The 15,729-nt window shown below is 61.6% G+C and carries 15 protein-coding genes and 1 tRNA gene; 8 read left to right on the top strand and 8 right to left on the bottom strand.

Annotation, left to right across the window (positions count from 1 at the left end; all coding sequences use genetic code 11):
- Positions 1–10 precede the first annotated feature (10 nt).
- From Q362_RS0112725 to Q362_RS20545, 3 genes are all read right to left on the bottom strand, one after another.
- Positions 11–253 carry a hypothetical protein gene (locus tag Q362_RS0112725; RefSeq protein WP_028319003.1) on the bottom strand — a complete coding sequence of 81 codons (243 nt, stop codon included), beginning with the start codon at positions 251–253 and terminating at the stop codon, positions 11–13.
- Between the two features lie 381 nt (positions 254–634).
- Positions 635–1,957, bottom strand: a complete 1,323-nt coding sequence (locus Q362_RS0112720) for a M18 family aminopeptidase (RefSeq protein ID WP_028319002.1) — start codon at positions 1,955–1,957, stop codon at positions 635–637.
- Between the two features lie 37 nt (positions 1,958–1,994).
- Positions 1,995–2,747: a putative metalloprotease CJM1_0395 family protein gene (locus tag Q362_RS20545; RefSeq protein WP_211248492.1), complete on the bottom strand. Its 753-nt coding sequence runs from the start codon at positions 2,745–2,747 to the stop codon at positions 1,995–1,997.
- A 204-nt stretch (positions 2,748–2,951) separates the two neighbouring features.
- Here Q362_RS20545 and Q362_RS0112710 point away from each other — a divergent pair, with 204 nt between their 5' ends.
- Positions 2,952–3,632, top strand: a complete 681-nt coding sequence (locus Q362_RS0112710; RefSeq protein WP_245590223.1) for a DUF533 domain-containing protein — start codon at positions 2,952–2,954, stop codon at positions 3,630–3,632.
- 59 nt (positions 3,633–3,691) lie between these two features.
- Here Q362_RS0112710 and Q362_RS0112705 read toward each other — a convergent pair whose 3' ends face one another.
- Complete coding sequence (locus Q362_RS0112705) at positions 3,692–4,687, bottom strand: TIGR00266 family protein (protein WP_028319000.1); 996 nt, start codon at positions 4,685–4,687, stop codon at positions 3,692–3,694.
- 430 nt (positions 4,688–5,117) lie between these two features.
- On the opposite strand from Q362_RS0112705, the gene Q362_RS0112700 reads away from it, so the two are divergent.
- Both Q362_RS0112700 and Q362_RS0112695 read left to right on the top strand, forming a co-directional pair.
- Positions 5,118–5,594: an SET domain-containing protein-lysine N-methyltransferase gene (locus Q362_RS0112700; RefSeq protein WP_028318999.1), complete on the top strand. Its 477-nt coding sequence runs from the start codon at positions 5,118–5,120 to the stop codon at positions 5,592–5,594.
- Positions 5,591–6,805 (top strand): type III PLP-dependent enzyme domain-containing protein, encoded by a 1,215-nt coding sequence (locus Q362_RS0112695; protein WP_028318998.1) that lies wholly within the window; start codon positions 5,591–5,593, stop codon positions 6,803–6,805. Before Q362_RS0112700 ends, Q362_RS0112695 begins: the two co-directional genes overlap by 4 nt.
- A 64-nt stretch (positions 6,806–6,869) precedes the next feature.
- On the opposite strand, the gene Q362_RS22310 is transcribed toward Q362_RS0112695, so the two are convergent.
- Entirely contained in the window at positions 6,870–8,390 is a 1,521-nt protein-coding gene (locus Q362_RS22310) for a sigma-54 interaction domain-containing protein (RefSeq protein ID WP_051554260.1), read from the bottom strand.
- 150 nt (positions 8,391–8,540) lie between these two features.
- Positions 8,541–9,653, bottom strand: a complete 1,113-nt coding sequence (gene mutY, locus Q362_RS0112685) for an A/G-specific adenine glycosylase (protein WP_028318997.1) — start codon at positions 9,651–9,653, stop codon at positions 8,541–8,543.
- Between the two features lie 57 nt (positions 9,654–9,710).
- Here mutY and Q362_RS0112680 point away from each other — a divergent pair, with 57 nt between their 5' ends.
- The 5 genes from Q362_RS0112680 to Q362_RS0112660 all read left to right on the top strand — a co-directional run bounded on the left by Q362_RS0112680 (position 9,711) and on the right by Q362_RS0112660 (position 14,763).
- On the top strand, positions 9,711–10,847 hold the full coding sequence (locus tag Q362_RS0112680; RefSeq protein ID WP_035216643.1) for a TIGR03790 family protein: 1,137 nt from the start codon (positions 9,711–9,713) through the stop codon (positions 10,845–10,847).
- 109 nt (positions 10,848–10,956) lie between these two features.
- Positions 10,957–12,186 (top strand): AmpG family muropeptide MFS transporter, encoded by a 1,230-nt coding sequence (locus tag Q362_RS0112675; protein ID WP_028318995.1) that lies wholly within the window; start codon positions 10,957–10,959, stop codon positions 12,184–12,186.
- 79 nt (positions 12,187–12,265) lie between these two features.
- Complete coding sequence (cysS, locus tag Q362_RS0112670; RefSeq protein ID WP_028318994.1) at positions 12,266–13,729, top strand: cysteine--tRNA ligase; 1,464 nt, start codon at positions 12,266–12,268, stop codon at positions 13,727–13,729.
- A gap of 46 nt (positions 13,730–13,775) precedes the next feature.
- Positions 13,776–14,582 carry an AmmeMemoRadiSam system protein B gene (gene amrB, locus Q362_RS0112665; protein WP_028318993.1) on the top strand — a complete coding sequence of 269 codons (807 nt, stop codon included), beginning with the start codon at positions 13,776–13,778 and terminating at the stop codon, positions 14,580–14,582.
- 107 nt (positions 14,583–14,689) lie between these two features.
- Positions 14,690–14,763, top strand: a tRNA-Gln gene (locus Q362_RS0112660).
- A gap of 212 nt (positions 14,764–14,975) precedes the next feature.
- Here Q362_RS0112660 and Q362_RS23650 read toward each other — a convergent pair.
- Together Q362_RS23650 and Q362_RS20535 are read right to left on the bottom strand one after the other, a co-directional pair.
- A complete protein-coding gene (locus tag Q362_RS23650) occupies positions 14,976–15,410 on the bottom strand; it encodes a hypothetical protein (RefSeq protein ID WP_157470102.1) in 435 nt (144 codons plus the stop codon).
- 107 nt (positions 15,411–15,517) lie between these two features.
- On the bottom strand, positions 15,518–15,729 hold a 212-nt coding region (locus Q362_RS20535), incomplete at its 5' end, for an ATP-binding protein (protein WP_169737421.1).

Raw genomic sequence — 15,729 nt, 5'->3', positions numbered from 1 at the left:
GGCGGGACGGTCAATGCACGCTCTGCCGTTCCAACGCCTGGAGGCCCTTGCGCGTGATCAGGGAAAGACAATGGTCGACGTTGCTTTCGACCACGCCCATGTCGTTCATGATTTTTAGCAGCAGGTGCGTCTCGGAGAGGCTGATGTTCAAGCGGTTGGCGATTTCGTCGGAATCGACCAGTTGCGGACTCGGGTTCTGTAAATTCTGCGAGAGGATCTGCAGGATCTGGAGCTTCTTGGCGGCGAGGGACATGGCAAACCTCTTGGCTGGAATGGGCAGCGCGTTTTCCGGGCTGTTGTCCGCCGCCCCTTGCGGTGGGGCAAAGGCGGTCCATGATCGAAGGGGCGGCCGCGGGGGCCGGGGCCCAGGCGGAAACAGACCGGTTTACGCGGTGATATCTTTCCGGTGGCGGCGGTTCCCGGCGCGGGCATGCATCGTCGATTGTCAGGGACTTATTACCGTGACAGGGGTGGGCGGGCAACAAAAAATTATTAAAAATTAATTTTTAATTTCATAAATTATTTTTAATAATTTTTTGTCCGATTGAAAAACCAATGAATATGGTGCGGGAGGGAAGGGAAAACCGGAACGGGATGCTGTGCCATGGTACGGGAAAGAAAACGTCGCCGCCGCTCATGAGGTGGCTTCGGGACAGCGGATGCCCTCGTCTTCCGCCGAGAAGAAGGCAGTCAGGGCGCGCAGCAGATACCAACCGTCGAGATGGCCGATGGTTTCCCGGATCGAGTGCATGGCCAGTTGCGGCACGCCCACATCGACCGTGGCCACGCCGATTTCGGCGGCGGTGAGAGGGCCGATGGTGGAGCCGCAGGCCATGTCGTTGCGCATGACGAACTGCTGGCAGGGAACCTCCGCCCTGTCGCAGAACCGGCGGAAGAGGGCGCCGGTCAGGCCGTTGGTGGCATAGCGCTGGTTGGCATTGGTCTTGATGACCGGTCCCCGGTTGAGCAGGGGCAGGTGGTCGGGGTCGTGCTTCGCGGCAAAGTTGGGATGGACCGCATGGGCATTGTCCACCGAGACGAAAAGCGAACCGGCGATTACCTGCTGGCGGAGATCGGTATCGGGATAGAGCCGTTCCAGCACGCTTTTCAGGAAGGGGCCCTGCGCCCCGGAAGTGGACACGCTGCCCACTTCCTCGTGATCGTTGAGGACGACGAGGCGGTTTCGGTCCGCCCCGGACTGCACCAGAGCCCGGAGGATGGCGTGGCAGGAAAGCAGATTGTCCAGGCGGCCGCCCGTGATGAACTCGCCCTGCAAGCCGACGCGGCAGAGCGGTTGGGTATCGTAGAGGAACAGGTCAAAGGCCAGGATTGCCGCCTGGGCCGCCTCGGGGTGCCGTCTGGCAAGCTCATCGCGCACCACCGCCTGCAGGTCCGGCGGCGCGGCCTCGGCGGACAGCGCCAGCAGCGGTACGAGATCCGTCTGCTTGTTGATGCTCCGCTTGTCGTTGACCTCGCGATCGAGATGGATGGCCAGGCTGGGGATGATGGCCAGCGGCCGCTGACCATCGATCAGGCTGCATCGCAGCTTGCCGTCGCTATCGCTCCAACTGATCCGGCCGGCGATGGACAAGGGGCGGTCGAACCACGGGGCGAGCAGGGCGCCGCCGTACACCTCGACACCCAACTGCACGCAACCATGCCGCATCTGCATGGGGTTCGGTTTGATTTTCAGGCCGGGGCTGTCGGTGTGGGCACCGGCCATGCGCAGCGGCATGCCGGTTTGCGGACTGTGGCTCAGGGTGAAGGCGATCAGGCTGGCGTCGTTGCGGGTGAGGTAGTAGGAACCGGGAGCGAGGATGCCCCAGGTGTCGACCTCGCGCAGCTGCCTGAAACCGTGATCCCGCAGGAGGGCCGCGCTGTTGGCCACCGCATGATAGGCGGTCGGTGATCGGTCGATATAGGAAAAGAGATCGTCGAGATAGTCGCTCGCTTGCATGGCTCGATGCCTTGGCATGAAGTTGGGGATGGGTGGGTCAGGCGAAAACGTCCACGTCCGGACGAGGTGCCGTGCCCATGGCGGCCGGGGCGGCGGATGGGGATGCAGGCGCATCTTCTTCCGGTTCGGCGGACGTGCCTCCGTCCTGCGACTGGTCGGCCTCGGCGGCCTGCTGCGTGCGCAGTTCCTGGCGGGCTCGGTTTTCCATGGCCGCGGCGTTGGCGGCAATGGTGCGGTCGGCCGCCGAAGGTTCGGCCGGAGCCAGGGCCGCCTGCTTGATGGTTTCCATTTTTTGAATGGTTTTCTCGGGCGTGGCCTCCTTGCCCATGTCGATCGGCACTTCGCCGCCGATCGCGTACCGTCGGCCGTCGGGCCCGTGCTGGTAGGTGTAGCTGGGGCCACCTCGGGCATATTGACCCGCGCTGGCGAGGTGGGCCGTTTCGTGGGTTCGCACCTCCCGGTCCCGCGCCTGGAGTTCCCGGACCATTGTTGTCTCGGCCGGGGTCAGGCCTTGGAGATCGGCAGGCGTACCCTTGCCCTGTGACAGGCTGCCGGACTCCGTCGTCCCCGGCTCCGATCCCTTTTCCTTCCCGGCGGCCTCCTCTTCCCGCGATTTTTCGATGCCGTCCGGGGACAATGTTACTTTATCTTTGTACTTTCCGGCAGTTGTGCTACTCTGGTCGCCAATGGTCACGACGGGGCGCGCCGGCTCGGAGCGAAGAGAAGCCCCCATCCGACCGCTGCGGTCATAGGTGCCGATCAAGGAGGTGCTGGTGGCGGTGGTCAACATTGGCGGATCAGGAAAAAACGTGTCGTAGGTAGGAACTACTATACGCCATGACAAAACCCGGAGACAAGCCGAATTTTGCCGGATCGCACCACAGGCGCAGCCGGACGGAGCGCCTGAAACCGGGGGCAGGGGAGGGGTGCCGGCCGCCCGGCCGCGCAACGAGGGGGAAAACACATCTTCCCATGAGGTGAGACAATGTTCAACATGGAAAAATTGCTGGGAAAAATGGTCGGCGAAGTGGTCGGCAAGAGCGGTTCCTGGGGTGGTGGCAAGGCCTCGGGGCTGGGCGGCCTGGGCGCCGGTTCCGGCTTGCTGACCGTGATCGGTCTCGGTGTGGGCGCATACGAGATCCTGAAACAGCAGCAGGGGCGGAAGCAGCCGGCCGGTGGCATGGCCCCGCCGCCCCCACCGCCCGGCTCCGGCGGTCCCGGTGCGCCCCCTCCGTTCCCGCCGGGAGCGGCGCCAGCGGCACCGCCGCCGGTACCCGCAGGGGTAGTGCCAGGTGGGCCGGCGTCATCGCCATCGCCGGCCGGCGGGTTGACCACCGAGGAACTGGCAACCCGGATGATTCAGGTCATGGTGGCCGCGGCCCATGCCGACGGGACCATGGACGCCGAAGAGGAGAAGGAGGTGCTTGATCGGCTGCGGGGCGCGGAACTGACCCGGGAAGAGAAGATGTTCCTGCTCGACGAATTGCACCGGCCCAGAAGCATCGAGGCGCTGGCCGCGGGCATTGCCGATCCGGCGGTGGCGAAAACCATGTATATGCTGGCACTGGCCGCCATCGCGATCGATACCGAGGCGGAACGCCGTTGGCTCGACGAACTTGCGGAACAACTCGGAATCAGCCGGGAAATGCAGGCGTTTATCGAGGAGCAGCGCTGAAAGAAATAAAATCGGGCGGATTTGCTGCTACCAGATCCGCCCGGTGATCGGCGGGGAAATTACCGTTCAAAGATGTTCGCCAGCCCGCCGAGGACCGATCCCTCGCCTTGGCCGCCACCACCGGTCTGGGGGGCTGCTTCCCAGATGCGTCCGGCCAGGCGGGAGAAGGGCAGGGATTGCAGCCAGACATGTCCCGGTCCGCGCAGGTTGGCGAAAAAGAATCCCTCGCCGCCGAAGATGGCCGACTTGACGTTGCCGACAAATTCGATGTCGTAGTGCACCGTGGCGGTCAGTGCCACCAGGCAGCCGGTGTCCACCCGCAGCAGTTCGCCCGCGGCCAGTTCCTTCTCGACGATGGTGCCGCCGGCATGGACAAACACCAGGCCGTCGCCGTCCAGTTGCTGCATGATGAACCCCTCGCCGCCGAACAGGGCCACCCCGATTTTCTTCTGAAAGGCAATCCCCACCGAAACCCCCCTGGCCGCGCACAGAAAGGCATCTTTCTGGCAGATGATCCGGCCGTTGTATCTGGAGAGATCCATGGGAATGATTTTGCCCGGATAGGGGGAGGCGAAGGCCACCTTGCCCTTGCCGCTGCCGGTGTAGGTGAACATGGTGATGAACAGGCCCTCGCCGGTGATCAGCCGCTTGCCGGCGCCGAGCATCTTGTCGAAGAAGGAGCCGGAACTGCCGGCCCGGGAGCCGTCGCCGAACACCGTTTCCATGGCCACCTGATCGTGCATGTACATCATGGCTCCCGCCTCGGAAATGACGCTTTCCTGGGAGTCCAGCTCGATTTCGACAAACTGCATCTCGTTGCCGAAGATGGTGTAATCGATTTCGTGCGCCTCCTTGCCGGAGACGGGAGGTGGGGTCGGGGCAGCCTGGCCGGATCGCAGTTCCGCCACGCTGCCCGCCGGCTGCCAGTCGGCCAGGCCGTCGCGCCAGACCAGGGTTGCCTCGTTGTACTGACCGGAGGCCAGGCCGCCGAGGATCTGTTGCAGGGTGAAAGGCCCCAGGGATTTGCCGTCTGCGGCAACAAACCAGTTCGACATGAAAGACCTCCGATGGGTTGTGAAAAGGAAAGGGAAGGATGCGTTTTCCCAAGCAATGGTATCGCGATTGACCGCCGGCGCAAGGGGAATAATGCCGCCTTGGGCAGTGTCGCTCCCGAGGACGGCGGCCGGGCGATGCCGTTGTCCGGCGGTCGGTGAAGTCAGGAGGAAAGCGCGCCGTCCGTTCTTTCGGGGCGTACCGTGCCGGCGATGCGCCCCTTCCGTTTGGCTGGTGTGGAATCTTTGTTCTTTATATTAATTATATCAATAAGTTATACTGTTTGTTAAATTTCAGGGGCACCTGCTCATAGTCCTTGCCAAGCATTCGCAAGAGCAGTATAGAGCACTGCTTTATTTGACTGACCCTCGCCCCGTCAACGGTGCGGTGTTGATGGAGTCGGCTTCTTCCACCTTCGAGGAGAACACGCACATGCTGTACCCGGACCTGTTCGGCAAAGATCCGCTCTTTCCGAAGCATTCTGATTTTGCCGTTGTTTTTAAGGATGAGGTGGCCGGTCGGGGCGTGATAACCTACCGTGCCCTTGCCAAGGGCGAGATCGTCGCCAGGATGGCCGGGTATGTCGTCCATGAAATCCGGCAGCACACGCTGCAACTGACGCCGGAAACTCATCTGTACGATCCCTATTTTTCAGGATTTTTCCTGCATTCCTGCGCTCCCAACATCTCGCTGAACATGGCGGATCTGATTGTCGTGGCCCTCAGGGATATCCCGGCCAACAGTTTCCTCTACATGGACTACGCCGAAACCGAGGACGTGCTGTTCAAACAGTTTCCATGCTCCTGCGGGGCCTCCAACTGCCGTGGTTGGATCACGGGCCGCAAGGAACTGCTCAGCGGCGAGATCATGCAGTCGGAATACCTGCACAGCGGCCGGGCCTTGCGTTGAAGCGGGACGATCCTGCATCCTGGTGGCAGCGGGACGACCTCTGCTACCGGGACGGTCACCTCGTCTTCGCCGGCCGGTCGGTCCAGACCCTGGCCGATCAGTTCGGTACGCCTGCCTTTGTCTATTCCGCAGCCCGAATCCGGGCCAATCTCGAACGGCTGCACGAGGCGCTTTCCACCGCCAGCTTGGCCGGAGGTTTTTCGCTCTACTACGCCATGAAGGCCAACCGATTCGCGCCGCTGTTGACCTTTCTCAGGCAAACCGGCCTGTGCGGCATCGACGCCTGCTCGCCGGCGGAGGTCGAACATGCGGTGAGCTGCGGTTTTTCTCCGGCGGACATCTCGCTGACCGCAACGAGCCTCTCCCAGCGGGACATGGACCAACTCGCCCGGTACGACGGGCTGTTCATGGATTGCGATTCCCTGCACGCCATCCGGAGCTGGGGGACGCGCAAGCCGGGAACCAGGATCGGGTTGCGGGTCAATCCGGGCATGGGGATCGGCAGAGCCGCCAACGACAAGCTCCAGTACGCCGGCGCCGCCACCACCAAGTTCGGCATTTACGAGGAACAGTTCGCCGAGGCCCTGGCGATTGCCAAGGCCCACGACCTGCGCGTCGCCAAGATTCATTTTCACACCGGCTGCGGCTATCTGACCCCGCAGTTGGAGCAGTTGGAGCGGATCATCGGCCAGTGCCTCCGCTTTGTGGAGGCGGCGGGAGAAGTGGAACGGGTCAATATCGGCGGCGGTCTGGGCGTACCCCACCTGGCCGCCGACCAGCCCCTGGATCTGCATCGATGGGCAGAGGTGCTCCGGCGGCAGTTCGCCGGGCGTGGGCTGCACGTGGAAATCGAGCCGGGGGACTACATCGTCAAGGACGCGGGCATCCTGTTGGTGGAAAAGACCTACGTCGAACAAAAAAAAGAGGCGTGGTTCGTCGGGGTCGATGCCGGTTTTAACATCGCGCCGGAACCGGCCCACTACAACCTGCCTTTCCAACCGGTGCCGCTCCGCGATCCGGATGCGCCCCGCATGCCGGTGCACGTGGTCGGCAACATCAACGAGGCCCTGGATGTGTGGTATGAAAATGCCCTGCTGCCCGACCTGACCGGCCACACCCATCTGGCCTTGATCAACGCCGGGGCCTACTCCTCGGCCATGGCCTCGCACCACTGCCTGCGCGGCCACTTCAAGGAATTTCTGCTTTTCTGATCTCCACCGGCGGGCGCTTGGACCCACCGGTCATGGTGCGGGGACAGCCGGAGAAAACGGCAGGTCAGTCGCCGTTTTTCCTGGACTGTTTGATGCTCTTGGCCGAGATGCCGTGCTGCTTCATCTTGTCGTAGAGGGCGGTCTTGCCGATTTTGAGCTGGCTGGCCGCGATGGAGACGTTGCCGCTGTATTTGTGCAGGGCCCGCTGGATGATGGTGGCCTCGAAATCGGCCACGATCAATTTGAGGGCCAGGGCGCCGAGCTTGCCGTCGATGTCGAAGCTGTCGGTCTGCTGCGGGGTCATGCTGGGGTCCTGGTCGAAGATCAGGTCGTTTTCGGTGATCATCTTCCCCTTGGCCATGAGGACGGCCCGCTGGATGAGATTCTCCAGTTCGCGGACGTTGCCCGGCCAGTCATGGGCCAGCAGACGGTTGATCGTCGATTTCGGCACAAAGTCGATCTCCTTCTTGAAGGCCTCCCGGTAGTGGTTGACGAAATGGGAAACCAACTCGACGATGTCTTCCTTGCGCTCGCGAAGCGGGGGAATGTCGATGTTGATGATATTGAGCCGGTAGTAGAGATCGAGGCGGAATTTTTTTTCCTTGACCGCCAGGGTGAGATCGACGTTGGTGGCGGCAATCACCCGGACATTGACCCGCACCGGTTCGGTGCCGCCAACCCGTATGATTTCACCATTTTGCAGCACCCGCAGCAGGGCGACCTGCATTCTCGGGCTGATGTCGCCGATTTCGTCCAGGAAAATGGTGCCGCCGTCGACCACCTCGAATTTGCCTATCTTGCGGCTTTGCGCCCCGGTGAAGGCCCCTTTTTCGTAACCGAACAGATCGGCCTCGAGCAGTGAATCGTTGATGGCGTTGCAGTTGATTTTCAGAAACGGCTTGTCGTCGCGGCCGCTGGTGGCCTTCACCAGGTTGGCCACCAATTCCTTGCCGGTGCCGGACTCGCCCGTGATGAGAATGGTGGCGTCCGAACTCGACACCTGGTGGATCATTTCCCGCAATTCTCGCATCTTGCGGCTGCGGCCCACCATCTTGTCCGCCTTGTGGTAATGGCCCAATTGGCTCTTGAGGCTGTTGACCTGGCGGGAGAGCCGGAACCGCATCTCCTCGCTGGCCTGCAGCTCGCCGATTTTCTGTTCCAGGATGGTTTCGATGCTGGTGTTGAACTGGAGCAGTTCGCGCTCGAAGCTCTTGCGCTGGGTGATGTCGCGCATGATCAGCATGATCAGTTTTTCGCCGGTATAACCGACAAAGGGAACGGAGGAATATTCCACCGGCGTGGCGTCGATGAGGCCCTCGACGATCTTGCCGTCACCCGTGGATGCCGACAGGTTGTGGAGTGTCTCGCGGCAGTTCTGTCCGATCTGCTTCAGACTCTCGCGGACGGACCGCGGGCACGGGTCTCCGAAGCAGGTCTTGGCGCTCCTGTTCATGTATTCGACGGCGCCGTCGTCCCGTAGCAGGAACACCATCTCAGGCATGGCGTCGAGCAGGGTCTGCCAATTGGTACTGAGACGGTGAACTTCTTCCTCTGCGTTGGAAAGGGTCAGGTGTTTGTAGGACATGTCGTCGCCACCGGTTCGTGAGAAGGAGACATAATTTCTTTACAATACCATTGTCGACAGTGGATGACAATTTTTTTCCGGTAATTCGTATTTTGTTTACATATTTTCTTTAACACAGCGAAATTTATTAAAAAACATGGTTAGGTAAATTTACCTAATTTCCGGAAAATGAGCGTGCAGCGCAGCCACGAGTTGGCGGTGGCCGGCTGGAAAGGGATAGTCCCGGAGCTGTGCCAGGGGAACCCAGGCGTGGCGACTGGCCGCAGTCAGGACAGGTTCCGGCGCGGTGGCGGGAAGGGTGGTGAGAAAGCCGTGCAGGGTGACGCGGTAGCGGGTGTAATGGTGAGTGACCGTGGCCAGCGGAATCAGCCCGTCGACGTCCCAGCCGGTTTCTTCCTTGATTTCCCGCCGTGCGGCCTGCTCGGGTGATTCCCCCGCTTCCAGCCGGCCGCCGGGAAACTCCCACAGGCCGCCCCAGATGTCGTCGGGCAGCCGCTGCTGGATGTAAAAATCCGATCCCTTGCGGAGAATGCCGCAGGCCATGGCGATGTCGATTTTTTTCTGCCTGTCCGCGGGCAGGGGACGGAACTCGACGGTATCGGCCCGATACGCCTGGCAGTGGGGCTGAAGCGGGCACGCCGTACACGCCGGTTTTTTCGGGGTACATACCAGGGCGCCCAGTTCCATGAGCGCCTGATTGTGGATGCGGGGGTTGTCCCGGTCCAGCAGGGTCCCGGCCATGGCGGCCAGCCGTTTCTTGGTTGTCTCCTGCTTGAGCGGCCGGTCGATGTCGGCCAGACGGGCGAACACCCGTTCGACGTTGGCGTCGACCAGGGGATAGGGCTGGTTGAAGGCGATCGACAGGATGGCGGCGGCGGTATAGGGGCCGATGCCGGGAAGGGCGAGCAGTTGCTGGTGGTCGGCGGGTATCGCGGGAGTGCCGGCGGCGACCAGTTGGTGGGCTGCCCGATGGAGGTTCCGCGCCCGGCTGTAATACCCCAACCCTTCCCATGCCTTGAGGATGGCCTGTTCCGGTGCGGCGGCCACGGCGGCGAGATCGGGGAACTGCGCCATCCATCGTGTGAAATAGTGGGCGACCCGGTCCATCTGCGTTTGTTGCCCCATGATTTCCGCAATCCAGACTTGATAGGGATCGTAAGTGCCCCGCCAGGGCAGGGGACGTCGGTGAACCGCGAACCAGTCGCGCAACCGTTGCCGCAGCGCGTCGAGTTCAGCCGGATTGTTCTTGTCAAGTAGTGCCATGCGTTTATTCTGTGAGGGGATGGGGTCTCAACACAACAGGTTCAACGGTAAGGCATCATGTTTCTCCACGCCAGTCATATTCCGGTTATGGTCTTTCTCCTCGCCGTGGGCTGGGTGCTGGGGCCGACCGCCGGCTGGGCGCTCGATTCGGGGGAGGTGGCGGTGATCGCCAACGAGCAGGTCGGCGACAGCCTGGAATTGGCCGACTACTACATGCAGCGGCGGCGGATTCCGCCCGAGCATCTGATTCGCCTCAGCGTCGCGGCAAACGAGCGCTGCTCGCGGCAGGAGTATGACGAGCGCATCAGAGAGCCCGTGCGCCGCGCCTTGGCCGAAATCGATCCGAAGCGGCGCATCCGCTGCCTGGTGGTGATGTACGGCGTGCCGCTGGCCGTTCATCCGGTCGCAACGAAGCTGAAGGAACACCTGCACGTGCAAGATGGTACCGGCGTGACCGCGGCCGCCGTGGACTCCGAACTCGCTCTGGTCCTGGCCGATGACTATCCCCTGGAAGGGTGGCTGCCCAATCCGTATTTTCTCGGTTTCCACGGGCAGGCCACACGGTTTTCCCGGGACACGGTGCTGATCGTGGGCCGTCTGGATGGGCCCGACCCGGCGACGGTGCGGCGGGTGATCGACGATACCCTCTTTGCCGAGAAGAGAGGGTTGCGTGGCCGGGCCTGTTTCGACGCCCGCTGGCCCAAGCCGTCGTCCACGGGCGGCCTGAGCGGCTATGCCTTCTACGATGCCTCGCTCCACGCGGCGGCGGAGGCCGTTCGCGCCAGCGGTCGCATGGAGGTGCGGCTCGACGCCCAGGGGCAGCTGTTTCAACCGGGCCAATGTCCCCGCACAGCGCTCTACTGCGGCTGGTACAGTCTGGCGCATTATGTCGACGCCTTCGGTTGGCTGCGGGGTGCCATCGGCTACCACATCGCCAGTGCCGAATGCACGACGCTCAAAAAGGAGAACTCCCAGGTCTGGTGCAAGCGCATGCTGGAAGACGGGGTCGCCGCGACCATCGGCCCGGTGAACGAGCCCTATGTCGAGGCCTTTCCCCCGCCGGAACTGTTCTTCACCAAACTGCTCGAGGGCTACCTCAGCCTCGGCGAGACCTACCTGGTCAGCCTGCCCCTGCTCTCCTGGCAAATGGTCCTGATCGGCGATCCCCTCTATCAGCCTTTTGCTCCCCGTTGACCGTTCTGTCCTGTTTTTTTCGCGCCAACGCGGCCGCTGGGCGGATTCCGTTTTGCAAACCGGGTGGGTGTGGTAGAAGGGAGCATTTGATTTTTCCCTTGCCACCAAAATGAACACGCAACTGCTCCGTCAATTTTTCTCGCCCCGCATGCTGGTCGCCTTTCTGATGGGCTTTGCCTGCGGCATGCCGCTTCTTCTGACCTCCACCGTGCTCCAGGCCTGGATGACCGACCAGGGGGTCGACCTGACCACCATCGGCTTCTTTTCCCTGGTGGGGCTGCCGTATACCGTCAAGTTTCTGTGGGCGCCGGTGTTCGACCGGTTCACGCTTCCGTTCCTGGGGCGCCGGCGCGGCTGGCTTTTGGTGATGCAGGTGTTGCTGATCCTGGCCCTCGTCGGCCTGGGCCTGACCGATCCCGGTCAGACCCCGTGGCTGGTGGCCCTGGCCGCCTTTTTCGTCACCTTTCTTTCCGCCTCCCAGGATATCGTGGTCGACGCCTACCGGCGTGAAGATCTGACCGACAATCAACTGGGGCTCGGCAGTTCCTTCTACGTCAACGGCTACCGGCTCGGCATGCTGCTGGCCGGCAGCGGCGGCCTCATCCTGGCCGACCATGTCGCCTTTGATCGCGTCTATCTGCTGATGGCGTCCACGCTGCTGCTGGGCGTCGTCACCACCCTGCTCTGCCGGGAGCCGCCCCTGACCAAGGGCACGCCTCGGACCTTCCGGGAGGCGATCGTCGAGCCCTTTGTCGACTACTTCAGCCGCGACCGGGCCCTGTGGCTGCTGCTCTTCATCCTGCTGTACAAAATCGGCGACCAGATGGCCTCGACCCTGACCACGCCTTTCTATCTGTCCCTGGGATTCAGCAAGACCCAGATCGGGGCGGTGGCCAAACTGTTCGGCTTCTGGTCGGCCATCGCCGGCGGCCTGCTGGGCGGTGCCATCCTGCTCCGCATCGGCATCATCCGCAGCCTGTGGCTGTTCGGCATCCTCCAGGCGGTGAGCATCCTCAGCTTTTCGGCCCTGGCCCTGATCGGCAACTCGGTGCCGGGGCTGATCGTCGCCATCGTGCTGGAGCAGTTGACCAGCGGCATGGGCACCACCGCCTATGTGGCCTACATGGCCTCCCTGACCAACAAGCGGTTCACCGCCACCCAGTATGCCCTGCTTTCCAGCTGCATGGGGATTCCGCGGGTGATCATCGCCGCGCCCGCGGGTTGGCTGGCCGAACTGGTCGGCTGGCCGCTGTTCTTTCTCGGCTGCACGCTGGCGGCCGTACCCGGTCTGCTGCTCCTGCCCCTGGTGGCCGGGCAATACCGGCGGGATGCGCAATAACGTTTTGAGTTCTCCCCTGGTTGTAGTACATTATCCGCACGTTTCATCAACCCGCCTTGACCATGCCATCGGAATGCAGATGTCGATCAGAATATACAATACCCTGACCCGCAAGAAGGAGCCGCTGCAACCCCTTGAAGAGGGACACGTCAAACTGTACGTCTGCGGCATCACCTCCTACGATTACTGCCATGTCGGCCATGCCCGGTCGGCCCTGGTGTTCGACATGGTGGTCCGCTATCTGCGCCATCGTGGATACAGGGTGACCTTTGTCCGCAATTTTACCGATATCGACGACAAGATCATCAAACGGGCCAACGAGCAGGGCATTGAAAGCGCGGCGCTGGCCCAGCGGTTCATCGAGGAGTTCTACACCGATATGGACGCCCTCGGCACGCTCCGGCCCGACATCGAACCCAGGGCCACCGAGCATGTCCAGGAAATGATCCGCCTGATTGGCGAGCTGATCGACAAGGGCATGGCCTATCCGGCCAACGGCGACGTCTATTACCGGGTGGAGAAGTTCGCCGGATACGGACAACTCTCCGGCCGCGGCCTGGAGGACATGCAGGCCGGCGCCCGTGTGGAGGTCAACGACAGGAAAGAACATCCCATGGATTTCGTACTGTGGAAGGGGGCCAAGCCCGGCGAGCCGAAATGGCCCAGCCCCTGGGGCGAGGGCCGGCCGGGGTGGCATATCGAATGCTCGGCCATGAGCCGCAAGTATCTGGGTGAGACCTTCGACATTCACGGCGGCGGCAAGGACTTGGTCTTTCCCCACCATGAGAACGAGATCGCGCAGAGCTGCGGCGCCTCGGGCAAGCCCTTCGCCAAGCTGTGGATGCATCATGGCTTCGTCACGATCAAGGACGAGAAGATGTCCAAATCGCTGGGCAATTTCCTGACCATCCGCGATGTGCTCACAACCTACGAGCCGGAGGAGCTGCGGTTGTTCATCTTTTCCACCCATTACCGCAACCCGCTCGATTTCACCGAAACCGCCCTGCACGATGCCCGCTCCGGCCTGGAACGGATGTACGAATGCCTGGCGCAGATCGAGGCCCTGCCTGCCGGCGATTCGGCCGCGCCGGCCCGCATTGCGGACCAGGACAGGGAGCAGTTGGCATCGCTGCCCAAACGGTTCCACGAGGCCATGGACAACGATTTCAATTCCGCCCAGGCCCTGGCCCATCTTTTTGAGGCGGTCAAGTCGCTCAATAAACTCCTGCGCGTTTTGCCGGAGCGTCCGGCGGAGCAGGATGTGCGGGTGCTGCGGGAGACGGCGGCGGTCTTCCGCGAACTGGCCGGAGTCCTCGGGCTGGTGCAGCGCGATCCCGTCGAGGTGGTCGCCGCCAACAAGGCCAAGGTGCTTGCCGGCCTCGATCTGGACGAAGACGAGATCCAGCGCCTCATCGCCAAGCGGAATCAGGCCAGGAGCGTCAAGGACTGGGTCACCTCGGATCAGGTGCGGGACGAGCTGTTGGCGCATCGGATTGTCCTCAAGGACAGCCCGGAGGGGACGACCTGGGAAGTGAAGAAATGAGCAGGCATTTCCGCTTGGCAACCCATTGGACAGGAGGACGGCAACCATGACGCGCGTACCGGCTGTGGCCGACCGTTTTTATCCCGGCGATCCCGAGCACTTGCGAGCCGCCATGAAGATGCTCGTGCCCACGGTGGCGGAAGATGAAAAACAGCCGGCCATGGCGGTGGTCATGCCCCACGCCGGCTACATCTATTCCGGGGCCACCGCCGGGATGACCATCGGCCGGGTGCGAGTGCCGGAGACAGTGTTGATCCTGGGGCCCAATCACCATGGCCGGGGTGCCGCCCTCGCCCTCGGCACCGACGATTGGCGGATGCCCTTGGGCACGGTGGCCATCGACCGGGAACTGGCCGCGGCCATCCTCCGGCATTCCGCCCGGATCGTGGAGGATTCCGCAGCCCATGTGCCCGAACATTCGCTCGAGGTGCAGGTGCCCTTTCTGCAGCAGGTCCGGCCGGGGCTGCGCATCGTGCCCCTGGTTGTCTCGCAGGTGCCCTACGATTTCTGCCAGGCTGTGGCCCTTGAACTGGCCACAGCCATCCGGGAGTTCGGCCGGCCGGTTCTGATCGTGGCCTCCACCGACATGAGCCACTACGAATCGCGGTCGCAAGCCGCCAAAAAGGACGGGATGGCGATCGAGCGCATCCTCGCCCTTGACCCGCAAGGGTTGTACGCGACCGTGCTCGGCAACAGGATCTCCATGTGCGGCGTGATCCCCACCACCATTGCCCTGCTGGTCGCGCTGGAGCTGGGCGCCACCCAAGCGGAACTGGTCCGCTATACCGATTCCGGCGAAGCCAGCGGCGACGTCAGCCAGGTGGTCGGCTACGCCGGGCTGATCATTTCCTGAATGGAAGCGCGCGGTTAGCGGGAAGGGACGACGGTCCGCCGCCGGCATCGGGTTTTTCCTTGACAACCGGAACGAATCCTTCTATTTTCACCGCACTTCACGCCTGCTGGGGGATGGTCTAACGGCAAGACGGCGGACTCTGACTCCGCTTATCGGGGTTCGAATCCCTGTCCCCCAGCCAAGTAAATCCAAGCGCTTAACTCGAATAGGGTTAAGCGCTTTTTTCGTTTGTTGGTAATCTGCTAGCACACTGCTAGCACTTTTTGTCAATGGTTATCAATGGTTCAGGGGCTAACTCTAGCAAAAGAGCGGTGGGGAGAAGCAAAGACATTTGTATTGCTGGTACTAAGCACCAAGTCAGGATGCTCAGAGGGGTGTCTGTTGGAATTAAGGTTAGCCTTCTACAATTTCTATAGCATCCGTTTCAAGCAAAGCGAATTTACGCTCGTATTTCACAATCAGCTCGGTGATGTCAGGATCATAAGCGCGACTCTCAGCTTCGCGCAATTTTTGGATAGCATCATTGAAAATTGTGTTGTTGGCGGTCTTTTTGTAATATTCGATGCCAACGTCGCAATAAGTTCTCAAAATATGTTTGTTATCTTGAAAATGATAAAGAGCGGCAACAGCTTGTTCTTTGGCCATCTCCAAAATTTTAATTCGATCTTCTTTCATTATACCGTGCGATTTTATTGCACGTTCCATTGTCAGGATAATTTTAAATCGACTGATTGCGCCGTCTGGCCGAAAGTCATGTTCATAAAGCTTTATTTCAGTTTCAGCTTTCTCAAAATGCCCGAGATTGCCTAATCCGGTGAAGTCGGCCACGCATTCCAGTCGAAGCCGGCCGGGCATTCCGGTGGAAGCCGGCCACCTGTTCCGGTGGAAGCCGGCCACCCTGTCGGAGCATAGCGACGCGGTTGCTTATAGTGTCTCTACTTGCTGTCTCGTTGTTCTGTCAACGGGGTCTTTTTCCGCATCGATCCTCCTTTGAGTTGCAGGGTGTGGGCATTGTGGACCAGCCGGTCAAGGATGGCGTCAGCCGTGGTGGGGTCGCCGATCTGTTCATGCCAGTGCTCGACCGGCAACTGGCTGGTGACCAGTGTGGAGCGCAGACCGTGGCGATCCTCTAGAATTTCTAAAAAAT

The organism is Desulfobulbus elongatus DSM 2908 (assembly GCF_000621145.1).
GTDB lineage: Bacteria > Desulfobacterota > Desulfobulbia > Desulfobulbales > Desulfobulbaceae > Desulfobulbus > Desulfobulbus elongatus.
This window is presented reverse-complemented; position numbering and strand designations above follow the sequence as displayed.